18 protein-coding genes and 1 tRNA gene are annotated in these 14970 nt (G+C 64.7%); 13 read left to right on the top strand and 6 right to left on the bottom strand.

What is annotated here, in order from left to right:
• The first annotated feature begins 12 nt into the window (after window positions 1–12).
• From ABG82_RS05730 to ABG82_RS05750, 6 genes are all read left to right on the top strand, one after another.
• On the top strand, window positions 13–1329 hold the full coding sequence (locus tag ABG82_RS05730; protein ID WP_043078752.1) for a S1C family serine protease: 1317 nt from the start codon (window positions 13–15) through the stop codon (window positions 1327–1329).
• Window positions 1330–1364: 35 nt separating this feature from the next.
• Window positions 1365–1862, top strand: coding sequence for a MogA/MoaB family molybdenum cofactor biosynthesis protein (locus tag ABG82_RS05735; RefSeq protein WP_162269188.1), 498 nt, complete (start codon window positions 1365–1367; stop codon window positions 1860–1862).
• Between the two features lie 4 nt (window positions 1863–1866).
• Window positions 1867–2070: a hypothetical protein gene (locus tag ABG82_RS29210; RefSeq protein WP_078343512.1), complete on the top strand. Its 204-nt coding sequence runs from the start codon at window positions 1867–1869 to the stop codon at window positions 2068–2070.
• A 304-nt stretch (window positions 2071–2374) separates the two neighbouring features.
• Window positions 2375–3046: an MspA family porin gene (locus ABG82_RS05740; protein ID WP_054173100.1), complete on the top strand. Its 672-nt coding sequence runs from the start codon at window positions 2375–2377 to the stop codon at window positions 3044–3046.
• A 162-nt stretch (window positions 3047–3208) separates the two neighbouring features.
• Entirely contained in the window at window positions 3209–3814 is a 606-nt protein-coding gene (locus ABG82_RS05745) for an MspA family porin (protein WP_407661876.1), read from the top strand.
• Window positions 3815–4013: 199 nt separating this feature from the next.
• Window positions 4014–4682: an MspA family porin gene (locus tag ABG82_RS05750; protein ID WP_054173098.1), complete on the top strand. Its 669-nt coding sequence runs from the start codon at window positions 4014–4016 to the stop codon at window positions 4680–4682.
• Window positions 4683–4706: 24 nt separating this feature from the next.
• On the opposite strand, the gene mscL is transcribed toward ABG82_RS05750, so the two are convergent.
• The 4 genes from mscL to ABG82_RS05770 all read right to left on the bottom strand — a co-directional run bounded on the left by mscL (window position 4707) and on the right by ABG82_RS05770 (window position 6848).
• Window positions 4707–5102, bottom strand: coding sequence for a large-conductance mechanosensitive channel protein MscL (gene mscL, locus ABG82_RS05755; protein ID WP_043078748.1), 396 nt, complete (start codon window positions 5100–5102; stop codon window positions 4707–4709).
• Between the two features lie 9 nt (window positions 5103–5111).
• On the bottom strand, window positions 5112–5786 hold the full coding sequence (locus tag ABG82_RS05760; protein ID WP_043078747.1) for an SAF domain-containing protein: 675 nt from the start codon (window positions 5784–5786) through the stop codon (window positions 5112–5114).
• A gap of 64 nt (window positions 5787–5850) precedes the next feature.
• Window positions 5851–6183, bottom strand: a complete 333-nt coding sequence (locus ABG82_RS05765) for an FmdB family zinc ribbon protein (RefSeq protein WP_043078746.1) — start codon at window positions 6181–6183, stop codon at window positions 5851–5853.
• A 59-nt stretch (window positions 6184–6242) separates the two neighbouring features.
• Entirely contained in the window at window positions 6243–6848 is a 606-nt protein-coding gene (locus ABG82_RS05770) for a 5-formyltetrahydrofolate cyclo-ligase (RefSeq protein WP_179948712.1), read from the bottom strand.
• Between the two features lie 59 nt (window positions 6849–6907).
• On the opposite strand from ABG82_RS05770, the gene ABG82_RS05775 reads away from it, so the two are divergent.
• From ABG82_RS05775 to ABG82_RS05785, 3 genes are read left to right on the top strand one after another with little or no spacing between them, the layout of a single operon-like run.
• Window positions 6908–7837, top strand: a complete 930-nt coding sequence (locus ABG82_RS05775; protein WP_043078744.1) for a UTP--glucose-1-phosphate uridylyltransferase — start codon at window positions 6908–6910, stop codon at window positions 7835–7837.
• Window positions 7838–7848: 11 nt separating this feature from the next.
• On the top strand, window positions 7849–9156 hold the full coding sequence (gene glp, locus ABG82_RS05780) for a molybdotransferase-like divisome protein Glp (protein WP_043078743.1): 1308 nt from the start codon (window positions 7849–7851) through the stop codon (window positions 9154–9156).
• The gene (locus ABG82_RS05785; protein ID WP_043078742.1) at window positions 9153–9806 is read left to right on the top strand and encodes a GNAT family N-acetyltransferase; all 654 of its coding nucleotides are present in this window, start codon (window positions 9153–9155) and stop codon (window positions 9804–9806) included. The genes glp and ABG82_RS05785 overlap by 4 nt, the downstream gene beginning before the upstream one ends.
• Window positions 9807–9828: 22 nt before the next feature.
• Here the strand turns inward: ABG82_RS05785 and ABG82_RS05790 are convergent, their stop codons facing one another.
• A complete protein-coding gene (locus tag ABG82_RS05790) occupies window positions 9829–10734 on the bottom strand; it encodes a DUF559 domain-containing protein (protein ID WP_043078741.1) in 906 nt (301 codons plus the stop codon).
• 269 nt (window positions 10735–11003) lie between these two features.
• Here ABG82_RS05790 and sepX point away from each other — a divergent pair, with 269 nt between their 5' ends.
• A complete protein-coding gene (gene sepX, locus ABG82_RS05795) occupies window positions 11004–12017 on the top strand; it encodes a divisome protein SepX/GlpR (protein WP_043078740.1) in 1014 nt (337 codons plus the stop codon).
• Window positions 12018–12066: 49 nt separating this feature from the next.
• Window positions 12067–12142: transfer RNA gene (locus ABG82_RS05800), tRNA-Ala, on the top strand.
• A gap of 36 nt (window positions 12143–12178) precedes the next feature.
• On the opposite strand, the gene ABG82_RS05805 is transcribed toward ABG82_RS05800, so the two are convergent.
• Window positions 12179–12928 (bottom strand): tyrosine-type recombinase/integrase, encoded by a 750-nt coding sequence (locus tag ABG82_RS05805; RefSeq protein WP_234714710.1) that lies wholly within the window; start codon window positions 12926–12928, stop codon window positions 12179–12181.
• A 302-nt stretch (window positions 12929–13230) separates the two neighbouring features.
• On the opposite strand from ABG82_RS05805, the gene ABG82_RS28880 reads away from it, so the two are divergent.
• Window positions 13231–14457 (top strand): hypothetical protein, encoded by a 1227-nt coding sequence (locus tag ABG82_RS28880; protein WP_054492155.1) that lies wholly within the window; start codon window positions 13231–13233, stop codon window positions 14455–14457.
• Window positions 14442–14942, top strand: a complete 501-nt coding sequence (locus ABG82_RS05815; protein ID WP_043080150.1) for a hypothetical protein — start codon at window positions 14442–14444, stop codon at window positions 14940–14942. The genes ABG82_RS28880 and ABG82_RS05815 overlap by 16 nt, the downstream gene beginning before the upstream one ends.
• Window positions 14943–14970 lie beyond the last annotated feature (28 nt).

The following is a 14970-nucleotide window of genomic DNA, read 5'->3' on the forward strand; positions in this document are numbered from 1 at the left end:
GAGGAAGCAGCTATGACGAACGACCCCCACGGCGGCTGGGCCTACCGGCCGTCCGGCCCTTTCGCGGGGCAACATGGGCATCATCAAGCGCCGAATCACCACGCCGCGTCCAATCATCATTATCAGGGGCAGGCATACCCCTACACGTCGCAGCAGCCCAATCAACAGCGTCCGGCCCAGCAGCCGCAGCGTCCGTCAGAGCCCAAGGGGCGGGGCAACGGCGGGCTTGTCGTGGGTGCCGTCGTCCTGGCCCTGGTCTCCGGCGGTCTGGGTGGCACGGTGGGAGCCGTTGTCGCCGAACGTCAACACAAGGCGCCCGTCGTCACCAGCAGCAGCACCGGGCTGACCCCCATCGCGCCGGGGCGCCCGCCGGCCGCCCAGCCGGTTGCGTCACTGCCCGCGGGATCGGTGGAACAGGTTGCGGCCAAGGTACTTCCGAGCGTCGTGAAGCTTGAGACGGTCATGGGCCGGTCGAGCGAAGAGGGCTCCGGAGTGATCCTTTCCGCCGACGGTTTGGTGCTTACCAACGCGCACGTCGTGCAGGCAGCCGGAGACCCCGGTGCCAAGACCACGGCCACCATCGCCGGTGGCAAGACCTCGCCCTTCACGGTGGTGGGAATCGATCCCGGCACCGACATCGCGGTGGTGCGCATCACCGGGGCCTCGGGCCTTACCCCGATCGCGCTCGGGTCGTCTGCGAATTTGGTTGTGGGCCAATCGGTTGTCGCGATCGGATCCCCGTTGGGCCTTGACGGCACGGTCACCACCGGCATCGTCAGCTCGCTGAACCGCCCGGTGTTCACCGCGGGGCAGGCCGGTAATCAGGACACCGTGTTGGACGCGATTCAGACCGATGCCGCGATCAATCCGGGTAACTCTGGTGGCGCGCTGGTCAACCTGAACGGCGAACTGGTGGGCATCAACTCCGCGATCGCGACCATGGGCGGCGACTCCAGTGGTGAGACACAGGGCGGATCGATCGGCCTGGGCTTTGCGATTCCGGTCGACCAGGCCAAACGCGTTGCCGATCAGCTGATCGCCACCGGCCACGCCACGCACGCCTCGCTCGGAGTCCGGGTGGGCAATGACAAGGACGTCCAGGGCGCCCGAATCGTCGAGGTGGTTGCCGGTGGCGCCGCCGAGAAGGCCGGGGTGCCCAACGGTGCGATCGTCACCAAGGTAGACAGCCGCCCGGTGAACAGTGCCGACGGGCTCGTAGCGGCGGTGCGCTCCAAGGCGCCCGGTGACAAGGTGACGTTGACGTACACCGACGGCAACGGCGGACCGGAGAAGACGGCCGATGTGACGCTGGGGGAGGTCGCCCGATGACTCAGATGTCCCTGCGAGCGGTTACGGTTGCTTCCATGGCGGAGCTTGAGGCAGGACCGGTGGGGCGATCTCTGGTCGTCATCGTGAACGACAGGACAGCCCACGGAGATCAGGACACCAGTGGTCCGCTGGTCACTGAGCTGCTCTCGGAGGCCGGGTTTGTGGTCGACGGCGTGGTGGTTGTCGAGGGTGATCTGACGGAGATTCAGAACGCGGTGAACACTGCGGTCATCGGTGGCGTGGACCTGGTGGTAACCGTGGGTGGCACGGGAGTGACGCCGCGCGACGTCGCACCCGAGGCAACGCAGCCGTTGCTTGACCGTGAACTGCTGGGTATTGCCGAGGCCATTCGCTCATCTGGGCTTGCTGCGGGCGTTACCGAAGCAGGTCTGTCCCGTGGTGTCGCCGGCATTTCGGGTAGCACCCTGGTGGTCAACGTGGCCGGGACCCGTGCCGCCGTGCGCGACGGAATGGCGACGGTGACGCCGATGGCGATTCAGATCATCGAGCAGCTATCTAGCCTGGAGATCTGACCGGGTGTCGACTCCGGGTAGCCGGAAATGTGACCTTCGCCACAAAAATGGCGGCGAGGGAACAAGTACCAGCAATGCGGACATCGACCGAATCTTTGGTCAGACCGTGCCTTCGCTGGGGCCAGATGAACGTGACGTGAACGATTCACGTGGCGCAAACGAGGACGATCGGTGGTTGCGCGATAACGTCCCACCGCACCACGGCTAGGGTATCGGCGCCTATTTCATGGATGAATCAAGCAGGTAGCAGAGTTGGTATACCCATCCGGGGTTGCGGTTCTCCCCGAAAATTCCGGCTGTTTTCCAGCAAATCCTTGCTCGCCCAAACGTTAACCCTGCGGATGTCCTAGGTTTGGCTAACTTCCCGCTCACGGGCTCGCCCCCACAGAGGTGAAGTGGGTTCGAACAGAATGGTTGTTCAGATTGCCGCGTGGTCACCGTGCCGATATCGTCCTTCTGTCCGTCGCTAAGGAAATTCTCATGTTCGCCATGAGGGGACTGATAGGAACAGAATGAAGCTGTTGGGCAAGGTATCGGGCTGGGCCCGCCGCAGTGTGTTGGCGGTCGGCGCTCTGCTCATGACTCTTGTTGCTCTCATTGCGACGACGGCGACGGCGCATGCAGGTCTCGATGACGAACTGACGCTGGTTGACGGCAAGGGTCGCTTGCTGCGTATTCAGCAGTGGGACACCTTCCTCAATGGTGTGTTCCCGCTGGACCGCAACCGCCTCACTCGTGAGTGGTTCCACTCGGGGCGCGCGGTATATGAGGTGACCGGGGCGGGTTCCGATGCGTTTGAGGGCACTCTGGAGCTCGGCTACCAGGTCGGTTACCCGTGGTCGTTGGGCGTGGGTTTGAACTTCAACTACACGACGCCGAATACCTCGATTCTCTACGGTATTCCCAACACTTTCGGTGGTAGCCCCGAAGCTTCCTACATTCAGACCACCAACCTGCTGCCCAGCGCTGGCATCAACGTGGACTTGGGCAACGGCCCCGGCATCCAGGAGGTCGCCACGTTCTCGGTGGCAGTCGCGGGTCCCAAGGGTGCCGTCGCGGTAAGCAACGCGCACGGCACGGTGACCGGCGCGGCCGGTGGTGTGCTGCTGCGCCCCTACGCCCGGTTGATCAGTTCGGCGGGTGACAGTGTCACCACGTACGGCGAAACCTGGGACATGAAGTAGCGCAATCCCCCCTTTCTATCTGGGTAACACGCGTTTCCAGATAGTGCGTTCTCCTGCTAGATTGACGGCCTCACGTACGTCAATGCGCCATCGCGCTGTTCAAGGGGATCGCCCATGCGTAATGGTGCGCGTCGGCTGCTCGAATGCCTCATTGCCATATCAATGGTCATGGTGATTGCCTTGGTCGCCACCGCGACGGCGCATGCGGGTCTTGATGATGAGCTGACGCTGGTTGATGGCAAGGGGCGGTTGCTGCGTATTCAGCAGTGGGACACCTTTCTCAATGGTGTGTTTCCGCTGGACCGCAACCGCCTCACGCGTGAGTGGTTCCACTCGGGGCGTGCCGTCTACGAGGTGACCGGGGCGGGCGCCGATGCGTTCGAGGGCACCCTGGAGCTGGGTTATCAGGTGGGTTACCCGTGGTCGCTGGGTGTGGGTTTGAACTTCAACTACACGACGCCCAATGCTTCGATTCTTTACGGTATTCCGAACGCCTTCGGCGGCAACCCCGAGGCGTCGTATGTGCAGACCACGAACCTGCTGCCCAGCGCTGGCATCAACGTGGACCTGGGCAACGGCCCCGGCATCCAGGAGGTCGCGACCTTTTCGGTGGCCATCTCGGGCCCTAAGGGTGCGGTTGCTGTATCCAATGCGCACGGCACGGTGACCGGTGCGGCCGGCGGCGTGCTGCTGCGCCCTTTTGCGCGCCTGATCAGCAGCGCGGGTGACAGCGTCACCACGTACGGCGAAACCTGGGATATGCGGTAGTCGCCATTACTGAATGGGCCCGTATATATAGGACACTGCACATATCTGTACATCTGCTGTGAGTTAGCCTGCCCGAAACATTCGAGAAACTCTCAGAGATGATTTGGCCGTTACGTTGGGCGCGCCTGAGCAACAACGTGGTCTTGGCGAAATAGGTATTTGCGCTGGTATCTGTTCGCCCGAGAATTGAGGGAGCTAAATGAGAACGGTTGGCATCCGGCAGACGGTGCGGAAAACCCTCACGTCTTTGGTACTCGTCGTCGGGATAGCGGGGTTGGCGATCATCGGGTCGGGGACCGCGAGCGCGGGCCTGGACGATGAGCTGACGCTGGTTGATGGCAAGGGGCGGTTGCTGCGTATTCAGCAGTGGGACACCTTTCTCAATGGTGTATTTCCGCTGGACCGCAACCGCCTCACGCGTGAGTGGTTCCACTCGGGGCGTGCCGTCTACGAGGTGACCGGGGCGGGCGCCGATGCGTTCGAGGGCACTCTGGAGCTGGGTTATCAGGTGGGTTACCCGTGGTCGCTGGGTGTGGGTTTGAACTTCAACTACACGACGCCGAATACCTCGATTCTTTACGGTATTCCGAACGCCTTCGGTGGTAGCCCGGAAGCGTCGTATGTGCAGACCACGAACCTGCTGCCCAGCGCTGGCATCAACGTGGACTTGGGCAACGGCCCCGGCATCCAGGAGGTCGCCACGTTCTCGGTGGCCATCTCGGGCCCTAAGGGTGCGGTTGCTGTATCCAATGCGCACGGCACGGTGACCGGTGCGGCCGGTGGTGTGCTGCTGCGCCCCTACGCCCGGTTGATCAGTTCGGCGGGTGACAGTGTCACCACGTACGGCGAAACCTGGGACATGAAGTAACTGCCGATCGGCAGAAGAAGGCGCTTAGGACGCCTTCTTCTGCTCGGCGAGCAGGTCGCGAATCTCGACGAGCAGCTCCGCCTCGGTCTGGGCGGCAGGCTCCTCGCCCGACTTGGCCAACCGCTCCTTGATCGTGTTGTACGGCAGCACGACCAGGAAGTAGACGACCGCCGCGATCAGGACGAAGTTGATGGTTGCGGTGACCAAGACATTGAAGTCCAGGTACTGTCCGCCACCGATACTCACCTTGAGCGCGGGGTGATCCGAATCCGGTCCCGTACCAATCCGATTGATCAACGGCTGAATAATCGCGTCGCTGAACTTGGTGACCAGCGCAGTGAAGGCCGCACCGATGACCACCGCGACTGCGAGGTCAATGACGTTGCCACGCAGCAGAAAATCTCTGAATCCCTTGAGCATGATCTGACCTTAACGGAAGGTCAGCGTTACCGCCTGCACTAGCGCGATTGCGGCGACGCGATTTGCCTGCTGCGGCGGCAATGCGACCATTACCACTCTTTCGGTCCCAACGCCTTTGGTAGCGGGTTTCGGTGACACCAACACCACCACCGCGCCGGTCGCTAGCACTGTCGGCTCGGGAGGAGAGTCGTTCACCATGCCCGCTGGGTGTTCGGCCACGGTGAGGATGTCGACGACATCTCCGGTGCGGATCATGTCGATGGTGGCGGCGTCGGCAAGTGGTACCGGGACAATGCGGGCGTCCTTGCCCGCAGCTGACTCCGCCAGCCTCGAACCCAACACGCGTACATCGGTGAGCATCTCACCCCGGCGCACCGGTCCCGCGAGTGTCGCACCGACGATGGCACCGAAATCGGTGCTGGCACCGTCGGGAAGGATTGCGCTAGCACGCTTTTCGAGTCGCACGTCATCGTCGGCCAGAATGGTGCCGGGCGGCAGGTCACGGGTGGCTACCACCACCCCGGCGCGATCGTTGCCCGGGTCGGGGCGAAACGCCAGCACCGCCGCGAGGAGCACCAGGATTGCTGCCGCGATTCTGCGCGCCAGCACGGTACGAGCCCAATCCGGGCGAAGTGCCGCCGATATGCGCTGCAGCACGGTGGGATCGAGGGGCGAGCGGGCCATGCCCTCACGCTAGGGCGGCGGACATCTTCTCGTCAGCAGAGAATTTGTCGCTGTGGATAACTCGTCAGCTGGCGGCGGCGGACGCGGTGGCGGTGGACGAGCTCGATGTGCTCGATGACGAGCCGCTCGACGAAGTACTGGACGAGCTGGACGAGTCCGAGGAGGACTTGGATTCGCTCTTGGTGCTGGATTCGCTCTTGGGGGCGGCGTCCACGCTGCCCGAGCGGCTGTCGGTGCGGTAGAAGCCGCTGCCCTTGAACACGATGCCCACCGAGTTGAACAGCTTGCGCAGCTTGCCTGAGCACTTCTGGCACACGGTCAGCGCATCGTCAGTGAACGACTGCACGATGTCGAACTTGTCGCCACAGTCGGCACACGCATAGGAATAGGTGGGCATGGGGGTCCTCCGGAACTGGCAAGCCATGAAACGCCACTAGCACTCTACCGCTTGGAGTGCTAGGCCCGCCACGTCCCGGTGCCGAGTGTGACCAATCCGTCGGCGGTAAGGGCGTGCGTCACCGGGACATCATGGGGACTCGCCGGGATCTCGTCGCGTATCTCGCCCACGTACAGCGGTGTGATCAGGGCCGTTGTCGGCGCCACGATCCCCAGTGAGCGGTCGTAGAACCCGGCGCCGCGACCCAGCCGGTTACCCCGTCTATCCACCGCGAGTGCCGGTACCAAGACGAGCTCGGCCTCGGCGAGGGCGCTTGCACCGAATACCGGTGGAGCGGGCTCCCGCAGTCCGAAGGGGGCGTCCAGCAGCTCTCCCGGGCGATACTCCGCCCACGTCAGCGCCATTGGAGTGCCTGCCTGGTCGGTGCGGGCGACCGGCAGTAGCACCCGCACACCGCCGTGCACCACGGCGTCAAGCATCTGCACCGACCCGGGTTCGGATCCCACAGGTAGATAGGCGGCGATCACGGAAAGCCCGGACACCGCGGTCAGGACATGCGCGGCGAGCGCGGCGTTTTGCTTTTCGCGCTCGTCGCGCGATATCGCCCGTCGTGCCTGCACAATCTGTTGCCGCAGGGCGTCCTTGATGTTCTGAGAGGTGCTGATTCCGTGACGGTACCGCCTTGCCAGCGGAATTCCGGAGTCAGTGGTTAGGGTGAGTGGCTATGACGGCCCCTGACGTGTCCATCCCGCGCACTGCCGTGGTCCCCGCGGCGGGCTTGGGCACCCGGTTCCTACCGGCCACCAAGACCGTGCCCAAGGAGCTGCTTCCGGTAGTCGACACACCCGGAATCGAGCTGGTGGCCGAGGAGGCCGCCGAAGCCGGTGCCGAGCGCCTGGTGATCGTGACCTCCGAAGGCAAGGACGGGGTGGTCGCGCATTTCGTTGAGGACCTGGTCCTCGAGGGCACCCTGGAGGCGCGCGGCAAGCACGCCATGCTGGAGAAGGTGCGGCGGGCGCCCGCGCTGATCAAGGTGCAATCGGTGGTGCAGGCCGAGCCGCTGGGGCTCGGGCACGCCGTCGGATGCGTCGAGCCGGTGCTCGATGACGATGAGGACGCCGTGGCGGTGCTGCTGCCCGACGACCTGGTGTGGCCCCGCGGCGTGTTGGAGACCATGGCCAAGGTGCGGGCCAAGCGCGGCGGTTCGGTGTTGTGCGCCATCGAGGTCAAGCCCAGTGAGATCAGCGCTTACGGCGCCTTTGATGTCGAGATCGTTCCGGATGCCGCCAACCCGAATGTGTTGCGGGTCAAGGGCATGGTCGAGAAGCCGAAGACCGACGAAGCGCCGTCGAACTATGCGGCGGCGGGGCGCTATCTACTGGATCGCGCGATTTTCGACGCCCTCAAGCGGATACCGCGAGGTGCCGGCGGTGAGCTGCAGCTCACCGATGCCATCGCGCTGTTGATCGATGAGGGGCACCCAGTGCATGTCGTGGTGCATCGCGGATCCCGACACGACCTGGGAAATCCCGGCGGCTATCTCAAGGCTGCTGTTGACTTTGCGTTGGACCGCGACGATTACGGTCCGGGCTTGCGGGAGTGGCTGGTCGAGCGGCTCGGCCGGGAATCGTCCGTGCTGCCGGAGTCGGAGTAAGAAAGGCGCCAGTGCGTTCGGTCGAGGAGCAGCAGGCCAAAGTGACGGCGGCTGCGGTCGCGCCGCGCCCGGTTCGGGTGGCGATCGCCGAAGCCCAGGGTTTGTTGTGCGCCGAGGAAGTGGTGACGGCCCGGCCGCTACCGGGATTCGATCAGGCCGCCATCGACGGATACGCGGTGCGCAGTGTCGATGTGCAGGCCGCCGGCGGTGTGGTGCGCGTAATCAGTCCGGGTGAGGGCGGCAGCCCCGATGACGAAGACGATGTAGAGGAATCCACCGGCGAGATCGGAACGGTTGAGCTGCCGGTCGTCGGCACGGTCCGGGTGGGGGACCGCACCCCGACCCGGCTGCAACCCCGGCAGGCGGTGCGCGTGCAGACCGGCGCCCCCATGCCCACCCTGGCGGACGCGGTGCTGCCGCTGCGCTGGTCCGAGGGCGGTGAGTCCCGGGTCAAGGTGCTGCGCGCGGTGCGTTCGGGTGATTACGTGCGGCGCGCGGGCGACGACGTGCAACCCGGCGATGTCGCGGTGCGCGCGGGCACCATCATCGGCGCGGCGCAGGTGGGCTTGCTGGCGGCGGTCGGGCGGGACCGGGTGCTGGTGCATCCGCGGCCCCGGCTGTCGGTGATCAGTGTCGGCGGCGAGCTTGTCGACGTCGATCGCACCCCGGGCAACGGCCAGGTGTACGACGTGAACTCCTACGCGCTGGCGGCCGCCGCCCGCGACGCCGGCGCCGACGTCAACCGGGTGGGCATTGTCAGTGCCGAGCCTGCCGCTTTCCGCGAGGTGGTCGAGGGTCAGCTGAACCGGGCCGAGGTCGTCGTCATCTCCGGTGCCGTCGGCGGCGCCGCCGCGGAGGGTATTCGTGAGGCGCTGTCGGCGCTGGGCGAGATGGAGGTCGGCCGCATCGCCATGCACCCGGGATCGGTGCAGGGCTTCGGCCAGCTGGGCCGGGACGCGGTGCCCACCTTCTTGCTTCCGGCCAATCCGGTTGGCGCCCTGGTGGTCTTCGAGGTGATGGTGCGGCCGCTGATCCGGCTGGCGTTGGGCCGTCGGCAGTCGCAACGCCGAATCATCCAGGCGCGCACCGTGTCTCCCATTACTTCCATTGCGGGACGCAAGGGGTTCCTGCGCGGGCAGCTGATGCGCGATCAGGACAACGGCGAGTATCTGGTGCAGATCCTCGGTGCGCCCGGTGCGTCTTCGCATCTGCTCGCGACGCTTGCCGAGGCGAATTGCCTCGTGATCGTGCCCGCCGAGGTGGAACAGGTCCGCACGGGGGAGATCGTCGAGGTCGCGTTCCTGGCGCAGCGCGGATGAGCGTCTGGCGTCAGGAGAGTGCGCATCCCGGCTGGCCAATGCAACTTGGGAAGTTGCGGGTACCCGCCGGGGTGGTGTCGGTGCGGCCCATCCGGCTGCGGGACGGGATGGCGTGGAGCCGGGCCCGGCTGGCCGACCAATCGCATCTACAGCCGTGGGAGCCGTCCTCCGAGGTCGACTGGATGGCGCGTCACGGGGTGTCGTCGTGGCCGGCGCTGTGTTCGGGATTGCGGGCCGAGGCGCGCAAGGGCCGGATGATTCCCTGCGCCATCGAGCTGAACGGGCAGTTCGTCGGCCAACTGACGATCGGCAACATCGCCCACGGCGCCCTGCGTTCGGCGTGGATCGGGTACTGGGTGGTCAGCACCGTCACCCGGCAGGGGGTGGCGACCGCGGCGCTGGCGTTGGGGCTCGATCACTGCTTTGGGCCCGTCACCCTGCACCGGGTGGAGGCGACGGTGCGGCCGGAGAACGGAGCCAGTCGCGCGGTGCTGTCCAAGGTGGGCTTCCGCGAGGAGGGGCTGCTCAAGCGCTACCTCGACGTCGACGGCGCCTGGCGCGACCATCTGCTGGTCGCGATGACGGTCGAAGAGGTGCGCGGGTCGGTCGCCGCGACGCTGGTGCGTTCCGGCAACGCCAGCTGGGTCTAGCTTTTTCGGCCGAGTCTGCGTCTCACGACGCTTTGGGGCGCGAAACCGTCGCGAGACGCAGACTCGCGGTGCGCAGGGCCGCGTCGACTCGGCTGACAATGGTGCCCGCGCGATGCCGGAGCAGTTCGGAGGTGACCCGGATGATGGTCCAGCCTTCATCCGCCAGTGCGACCGCACGATCGACATCCCGTGACCGCTGATGAGCGTCCGTCCAATGGTGCGCGCCATCAAACTCGATGCCGACCTTCGGTTTCTCCCAACCCATGTCTACCCTCGCGACGAAGTCCCCGAATCTGTCGACGACTCGAATCTGGGTTTGGGGTTTGGGGAAACCGCTCCGGACGAGCAGCAGCCGCGTGCGGGTTTCCTGTGGTGACTCCGCGCCCGCGTCGACGAGAGCGAGCACCTCGCGCAGCCGCGTGGTGCCTCGTGCGCCCCGGTGGGCGGCCAGGATGGCGTGCACCTCGGGTGCGGTGAGGCCGGTGACGTTCATCAGGGCGTCGACTCGCTCTACGGCGAGGTCGAGCGTCAGCCGTCGCCCCAGATCGAATGCGGTGCGCGCGGGCGTCGTGATCGTCATGCCGTCGAACTCGACGGTCTCGCCGGCCAGCAACGAGTCCAGGTGCACCGATATCCCGGCGGGTGTGCGGTAGTTCCCGTGCACCAGCTCGGCGGGGAGATCGCCGTCGATCCATTTCGCACCGTGCAAGGCCGATGCCGACAGCCCGGCGACAACGCCTTGACGCCGTGACCATTCCCACGCGGCGATGGCCCGCTCGGTCGCGGTGACCTGCGCGTCGCGCGGCACGAACACGCCCGGATAGAGCTGCCGGTACAGCCGGCGTAGTCGGCGTTCTGAGATGGCGCCCGTGGCCAGTACGTCGGCGGAGCGGAATGGCCAGCGCGGCGAGGCCGAAATATCCCCCATGGCCTGCAGCCTCCCAGCGCGCTCCGACACCCCGGGCCGAGTCTGCGTCTCACGACGCTTTGGGGTGGAAAACCGTGGTGAGACGCAGAGTCGCCAAGAGATTGCTGAGACTGGTGTGACTATTGGGGCCTGTGATGCTTGCCCCTGTAGAATTACAGGTGTGTAATTGGTATCGGCGCGCCTCGTAACGTGCGCAGATCGCCAACCTAGCCTTGACCTGAGGCTTAGACGTAGAGGCACGGAGCGCGCGCAGAAAGGAGCAGGCCGAGATGCCGAGCATCCCCCAATCGGTGTTGTGGATCGGACTGGTCGTGCTGTGGCTGTTCGTCCTGGTGCCGATGCTGATCAACAAGCGTGACGTGGTCAAGCGCACGAGCGATGTCGCCCTCGCGACGCGGGTCCTGAACGGGAAGGCCGCCAAGCTGCTGCGCCGCACGGGCCCCGCCGCCGGTCACCGCAGCGATCCGGATTTCCGTCGTGAAGACATCGACGAACTTGACGACGAGGACGAAGAAGAGTCGACCGGCGTGATCGCGAGCGCGCCCACCGAGGAGGACAAGGACGCGGCCCAGGCCGTCAAGGCCATGGCCGTGCGCAAGGTTCGCCCCGAGAAGAAGGTTGTGGCCGACGAGCCCGTCGACGTCGATGTCATCGACGAGGACGCGACCGCACTACCGGCCGGCGAGGCGGCGCTGTCCGATGAACTCGAGGATCTGGAGGAGGCGCCCAGCGCACGGGTCGCAGCCGAAACAGATTCGGGTACTTACGAATACGTCGATGACACCTCTGGTCTCGCCATTGCGGCGGAGCCGTCGCGGGAACGTCACCAGGCTCCGCCGGTGTACAGCTCGTCGCGCCGCCGCCGGTTTGATCCCGAGGTCATGGCCAAGGAGAACGCGCGCAAGTTCGCCTTCCGCAAGCGGGTACTGATGGGTCTGGTGGCGGCGATGGTCGTCGCCGGTTTGGTGGCCGCTACGGCGACCAGCACCGCGTGGTGGGCCTGTGGCGCTCTCGGTGTGGCGGCGGTGCTTTACCTGGGCTACCTGCGTCGTCAGACCCGCATCGAGGAGCAGTTGCGCCGTCGCCGTGCCGCGCGCTACCAGCGTGCTCGCGTGGTCGGTGTGGAGAACGTCGCGGACCGTGAGCTGGATGTGGTGCCGCAGCGCCTGCGCCGCCCGGGTGCGGCCGTCCTCGAAATCGATGATGAGGACCCGGTTTTCGAACATCTGGATTACTACGACGAGCCGCGGCAGTACCGTATGCCGCACGCGGTCGGTCAGTAAGTACGCGATTCGGTCAGACGCGGGACGGCTGGTAAGGTCTTAACGTCTTGGGGCTATAGCGCAGTTGGTAGCGCGTCTCGTTCGCATCGAGAAGGTCGGGAGTTCGATTCTCCCTAGCTCCACCAAGGGAAAGACCAGGCTATGCCTGGTCTTTCGTTTTTCTAGGGGATGTTTGAAACCGGGCTCGTCCGCAGTCCGTCCGCAGTAGATCGGATTGCCGCATCCAGACTGTCCGCTACAGCGTCTAAATCGGCGTCGAACAGGTCCGCATAGACATCCAGGGTCATCGACGCTTTTGCGTGCCCCAGCATCCGCTGGACCGCCTTCACGTTCGCGCCCGCACTGACCGCCAAGCTGGCCGCCGTGTGCCGTAGATCGTGCGGGGTGATCGTCGGGAAGGTCTGGCCCATCTCCTGGCATTCCTCGACCGCTGGCGCGAAGACACGCGCCCGGTAATTGGAGTTCCGCAGCACCCCGCCACGCAGGTCTGTGAACACCAGGTCATCGCGTCCCTTGCCGACCATGAGCGCGGAAAGTTCGTCGGAAAGGACAGCGGGGAAGGGAACCGAGCGGCGCTCCCATGACTTCGGAGTGCCCCAATCCAGTCCGCTGGATTCGGTGACTGACCGAGAGACGTTGACCCGGCGGCGCAGCATGTCGAAGTCCTGCACCCGTAGTGCAGCCATCTCACCCCATCGCAGGCCGGTGTAGGCCAGGAACCGCACAGCCTCGGGGTTGCGATCAACGGCGGTTGCGAGGGCGGCGACTTGGATATGCGTGAGGTATCCACGGTCAGCGTGTTCGCGCTTCGGTAGTGAGATCCCGTCGCACGGATTGCGTGGTATGCGTGAATCCTCTACTGCCGCACGGCACCGACCTTTACGCGGGGGATTTGAGGACTCGGTCGCCACAAGTTGCGACAGTGCCTTCTGTCACGCCCAGGGGGATAGCCCCTCCCAGCCCCTTATTGCCCCCTCGCGGCATTCGGCGGATCTACATTCGACATTTTCCACCAAGGGTGGGATTAGGGCGAGTTTGCAGTGGGCGGTGTCATTCCCTCGGACGCTTGGGCTGGAAATGGGGTAGCGCTCGATACGCCGTCGATCTTGGCAAACAGCACTCGCTTAGACATGCCTGGTGATGATGTGCGATCCTTCCGTTAGCTACGCCTAACTGGAGGCGGGCGGGCGTTGCGGAGGGATGCTGAATGGGCATGGATGGGCCCAAAGGCCGCTTTCCTGCGGGTTTGCGCCGGGGATTGGCGGCGGCGGCGCTGCTGGCGGTTGTCGCCGGTGGCGTGAAGGTCGCTACTGACTACGAGTACCCCGCCGCCGGTTTCTCAACGATGCAGACCGCAGCGGCTGATCCCAGTGGACCCACTGGGGGTCCGGGCGGCAATAACGGCGGCATGAATGGCAGCCAGTTTTCACCGCCGCAGATGCCCGCTCAGATGCCCGATTACCAGGGCGGTATCAACCAGCCGCCGTTGGACCAGAACTCTGGTATCAGCATCTACAACACGGGCGCGCAGGGTGCGCCGCAGCAGGCGGGACAGCAAGGGGCGCAACAACCGCAGCAGGGCTGGGACCAGCCTGCTCACGGTACTCAGATTCCCGACTATTCGACCGCGCCGGGCTACACGCAGGGCCCCGGTAAGCCCAATCCGGATTATCAGCCACCCCAACAGCAGTCGCCACAGCAGGGGCATCAACCCGCGTCCCAAGTTCCGGGAACGCAGCAACCCTCTAGCCCACCCTCATCGCAGGCTCCACGGCCACCGCAGAGCAATAAGGAAGATGACCTAGACGGGCGCGCTGAGGAGGTCAAGAAGTACTCGTGCGTCTTTGGTGGCCAGAACCCCGATGGCAGCTGCAGCGCGCTGAACAACCTTCGTAACAAGGACAAGTACGGCCACACACTCCAGCCTGATCCGGGCCCGGAATGGTCCTACGAGAACGACTCCAACCCGGAGATCCAAGAGCCCACGGACACCCAAGAATGCGCGACCGGAACCAGCGATCCACGCTGCGGTGGACAGGTTAAGGTCTGCTACCCCAAGGACATTAGTCCCGACGCGATACCGCCGGACATGGTCCATGAACGTGACGTGTATGTCGACGGCAGTAACCTGTTCGTTCAGGACAACAAGGGCGAGGTCTACCGGCGAGCCACCCAGGGAGTCAAAGACCTTGAGGCGCAACGCCGCAAGGATGTCCGAGATGCACGGAAAGCCGATGAGGCATTGTTCCGGGGTAAAGATGTGGGCCACGTCCCGGACATTGCATGGCAGGGCATGGTGATGGATGTTCGGATGGTATTCCCGATGACCGGGTCATTGAACCGTTCGATTGGTGGCCAGGCAGGCAAGTACCCGATCGGTTTCAAGGTCGCCGAGTTCGTTAGAGGGAAGTGGGTGAACGACGAATGCGTACCGGAGTAAAGCAGCGCAGTCTGCTGGCCGCGTTCGCGGCGATGTTCGTCGGCGCGCTGATCGTTGCCGGGATCTACCATTGGGGCGTGAGCGGCGAAGATCAGAACGACGATGCGGCAGCCAAGGCTGTTGTTACCGAGTACATCGACGCCATCAACGCCGACGATCTATCCCGGCTGCTCGCTGTCAGCACTGGCACCGCCCGCCTAGAACTCGAAACCATCGACATGCCCGGTGACGCCAACAAAACCGGACGCTGGACCGAACCCCACGCGAAGATCCTTCGCTCGTTCAAAAACTCATACGGCGATGTCAAAATCAAGGAATACGAGGTCATCGCCAGAGGCGATCGGCGACTAGTCGCCCGCGTACGCACCCAATTTGCTCGCCAGATCACAGGCATGGTGCTGCCCGGGGAGAACGCCCGCTTCGATTTGATCCGCAAGGACGAAGGCTGGCGCATCGAATCAGTGGGACGCTACGAAGCACCCTGACGACCCCGGCCCGCTATACAGCTACCGA

The sequence above is a fragment of the Mycobacteroides immunogenum genome (genome assembly GCF_001605725.1).
GTDB lineage: Bacteria > Actinomycetota > Actinomycetes > Mycobacteriales > Mycobacteriaceae > Mycobacterium > Mycobacterium immunogenum.

Coding starts and splice junctions, on each gene's coding strand:
- ABG82_RS05730 (WP_043078752.1), top strand. CDS start 13: ATGACGAACGACCCCCACGGCGGCTGGGCCTACCGGCCGTCCGGCCCT.
- ABG82_RS05735 (WP_162269188.1), top strand. CDS start 1,365: ATGGCGGAGCTTGAGGCAGGACCGGTGGGGCGATCTCTGGTCGTCATC.
- ABG82_RS05740 (WP_054173100.1), top strand. CDS start 2,375: ATGAAGCTGTTGGGCAAGGTATCGGGCTGGGCCCGCCGCAGTGTGTTG.
- ABG82_RS05745 (WP_407661876.1), top strand. CDS start 3,209: ATGGTCATGGTGATTGCCTTGGTCGCCACCGCGACGGCGCATGCGGGT.
- ABG82_RS05750 (WP_054173098.1), top strand. CDS start 4,014: ATGAGAACGGTTGGCATCCGGCAGACGGTGCGGAAAACCCTCACGTCT.
- mscL (WP_043078748.1), bottom strand. CDS start 5,102: ATGCTCAAGGGATTCAGAGATTTTCTGCTGCGTGGCAACGTCATTGAC.
- ABG82_RS05760 (WP_043078747.1), bottom strand. CDS start 5,786: ATGGCCCGCTCGCCCCTCGATCCCACCGTGCTGCAGCGCATATCGGCG.
- ABG82_RS05765 (WP_043078746.1), bottom strand. CDS start 6,183: ATGCCCACCTATTCCTATGCGTGTGCCGACTGTGGCGACAAGTTCGAC.
- ABG82_RS05775 (WP_043078744.1), top strand. CDS start 6,908: ATGACGGCCCCTGACGTGTCCATCCCGCGCACTGCCGTGGTCCCCGCG.
- ABG82_RS05785 (WP_043078742.1), top strand. CDS start 9,153: ATGAGCGTCTGGCGTCAGGAGAGTGCGCATCCCGGCTGGCCAATGCAA.
- ABG82_RS05790 (WP_043078741.1), bottom strand. CDS start 10,734: ATGGGGGATATTTCGGCCTCGCCGCGCTGGCCATTCCGCTCCGCCGAC.
- sepX (WP_043078740.1), top strand. CDS start 11,004: ATGCCGAGCATCCCCCAATCGGTGTTGTGGATCGGACTGGTCGTGCTG.
- ABG82_RS28880 (WP_054492155.1), top strand. CDS start 13,231: ATGGATGGGCCCAAAGGCCGCTTTCCTGCGGGTTTGCGCCGGGGATTG.
- ABG82_RS05815 (WP_043080150.1), top strand. CDS start 14,442: ATGCGTACCGGAGTAAAGCAGCGCAGTCTGCTGGCCGCGTTCGCGGCG.